Raw genomic sequence first — 3078 nt, forward strand, 5'->3', positions numbered from 1 at the left:
CACCGAGACCATGATCGACCTTCCGGGCATGATCGCCAAGAGCGATGACACGGATTTTCTGCGAGAGCTGGTCCAGGACGCCGCGCAGCGGCTGATGGATATTGAGGTGGCCGCTGTCTGCGGCGCGGGGCATGGCGAGCGCAGCCCGGACCGGGAGAACCAGCGCAACGGCTACCGGCCGCGCCAATGGGATACCCGGGCGGGCACCATCGGCCTGAACATCCCCAAGCTGCGCAAGGGGAGTTATTTCCCGACCTTTCTGGAGCCCCGCCGGACGGCCGAGAAGGCGCTGATGGCCGTGATCCAGGAAGCCTACATCCAGGGCGTCTCCACGCGGGCTGTCGACGACCTGGTGCGAGCCATGGGGCTGACGGGCACCTCGAAGAGCCAGGTCTCGCGGCTTTGCGAGGACATCGACGAGCGGGTGCAGGCATTCCTGAACCGCCCCCTTGAGGGCGACTGGCCCTTCCTTTGGCTCGACGCCACCTACGTGAAGCTGCGTGAGTGCGGACGCATCGTCTCGATGGCGGTAATAGTGGCCGTGGCGGTCAACACCGACGGACGCCGGGAGATCCTCGGGATCACGGTTCTGCCCTCGGAGGCCGAGACGTTCTGGTCCGACTTCCTCCGCTCTCTGACGCGACGCGGCCTGCGTGGCGTGCAGATGGTGATCAGCGACGCCCATGAGGGCCTGAAGGCCGCCGCGCGCAAGGTCCTTGGTGCCGGATGGCAGCGTTGCCGGGTGCATTTCCAGCGCAACCTGCTCGCCCGGGTGGGTAAGGCCCACAAGCCCGTGGTCAGCGCCGTGGTGAAGACCGTCTTCGCCGAGAAGGACCGCGACCAGGCCCATGCCCGCTGGCGCGAGGTGGCTGACAACCTACGGGAGCGGTTCCGCGACGTGGCCGAGTTAATGGACGAGGCCGAACACGATGTTCTCGCCTATATGGCTTTCGACGAGAGCCTGCGCTCGAAGTTGCATAGCACAAACCCGCTGGAGCGCCTTAACAAGGAGATCAAGCGGCGCACCAACGTCGTCGGGATCTTCCCAAACCGTGAGGCCGTGATCCGCCTCGTCGGCGCGCTCATGCTGGAGCAGAACGATGAGTGGGCCGTCTCGCGCCGTTACATGCCGGTGGAAAAGATCACCGCCATGTGCAACGATGAAGGTGTGGCGACGATGATCGCCGCTCAGTGAACGAGCAACACCGGCTATGAAGAAGCAGGTGGACGCCAGTTCCTACACCACTTCCCGGGACACTACCCAGCAGGGTGGCGAAAATGGCGAGGGATGATGCGAGCCGTGCCATAGGCAAGATCGTTAGCGTTTCAGCGGATCGCCTTGTCGTCGAGCTGCATAGGGGCAGCGACAACTTCACGGTAGTTGGTTTTGATGATGTCCACTATGTCGCGACCTTAGGATCATATCTCATGGTGCCAACCCAATCCGAGTATGTCGTCTTGGAGGTTATCGGCCTCAGGGAAAAGGATTTTTCGCCAGCCTACGGCAACGCAGCAGAGATGGACAAAGCCACTGCGGCAAAATTCCTCGATGTTGTCCCCGTTGGCTCCATGCCTGTCCAGGGAGGCTCCTTTAAATTCGGTGTCTCGACCTTTCCCCCGCTTTACGCAGATGCCCTTTATGCGCGTGATGAAGACTTGGACCGCATCTTCAATGTTGAGCAACCGGCAGATCGTGAGACAAAGACGGACGCAGAGGGGGCTGCAAAGGAAGGAACGGTTCCCCACACAATCGAGATAGGCACCTCGGCCGTGTTCAAAGACTACCCTGTTAAGGCGCAGCTTGATGCCCTATTCGGAGGGCATGTTGCCGTTCTAGGCAATACTGGAAGCGGAAAATCTTGCACCGTTGCCTCGATTTTCCAGTCTGTTTTCACGAAGCCAGACGACTTCGGAGCGCTTGGCGCCGCTTTTGTGATCTTTGATGTCAACGGCGAGTATCGACAAGCGCTCGACAACCTACCGTGGTCGATCAATTCAAGCTATCTCAAAGCCACCGATCCAGGTGCAAAGATCGAGGATTCAACGAGGAGCATCCTAGGGAACGAAGAAATAAGCCGCTTCCGACTGCCGCATTGGTTCATGACAGTCGATGAATGGGCGCTTCTGTTGCGCGCCAGCGAGCGGTCACAGCAGCCAGCGCTTCGGACTGCACTCGGTCTAACCACGCTATTCGCAGAGCAGGAGGATAGTGTCGTCGAGGGTGTCGCTGGCATTTCTGAAATAAGAAATCACGTACTCGCCAAGACTTTGCTAGCAATTCTTCAAAGCGATGCCAGCAGCCCGAGTAAATCAGATCGCCTCGCCGCGATCCTTGCGTCCTTCAGAACGGATGAGATCAGTATTCCGCAGATCAGGCATCAACTCGGTGTGAATTATGGTTCCCTGGCCGATGCTATTGGCCTGTCGGAATTCCTTTCTGGGTTTGTTCAAGACGAGCCTGTGTTGCCCACATATGCGAACAAACCGTTTTCCTTCGAGCGGTTACAGGCGGCGCTCGATCTCGCGCTTCACTATGAAGAGGCGAACGGTAATAAGCAGATTAGAGACTACTGTTCCCAGATGGTGACCCGGCTGAAGTCTGTTTCCGATAACCCAGACTTCGAGTTTTTGCGGGCGGCGGTCGATAACCTAGAAGATCACGATAGGGAACCAACCCACTTCGTGGATCGACTTTTGGGTATTGCCAGAGAAGGGGTAAACTATCGGAAAGAGCGTCAGCTTTGTATCATCGACCTGAACGATGCTTCTGATGAAATCGTCGAACTTGCTTCCGCAGTTGTTGCACGGCTGATCTTCGACCGGGTGCGCCGCGCTACGCCCCGAAATAAGATGCCTGTCCATCTGATCCTTGAAGAGGCGCACCGCTACATCTCTGAGCGCCCGAGCCGCTTTGCCATCGACGCGGGCATAACCTTTCAGCGGATTGCCAAAGAGGGCAGGAAATACGGGGCTTTTTTGATTGTGGCTTCGCAACGACCGAGCGAGCTCTCGAAGACAGTACTCTCGCAGTGCAACAACTTCATCATTCATCGCATTCAAAATCCCGACGACCTCTCG

2 protein-coding genes are annotated in these 3078 nt (G+C 58.2%); both read left to right on the forward strand.

Annotated elements, in window-relative coordinates:
- Nucleotides 1-1195 (forward strand): IS256 family transposase (locus tag ACK8OU_RS20000; RefSeq protein WP_410305088.1); only part of this gene is annotated, 1195 nt, incomplete at its 5' end.
- An 83-nt stretch (nucleotides 1196-1278) separates the two neighbouring features.
- The coding region (locus tag ACK8OU_RS20005; protein WP_410305089.1) for an ATP-binding protein at nucleotides 1279-3078 on the forward strand (1800 nt) is incomplete at its 3' end.

Origin of the sequence: Pontitalea aquivivens, assembly GCF_046507575.1 — a bacterium.
GTDB classification, from domain to species: Bacteria; Pseudomonadota; Alphaproteobacteria; order Rhodobacterales; family Rhodobacteraceae; genus Pontitalea; species Pontitalea aquivivens.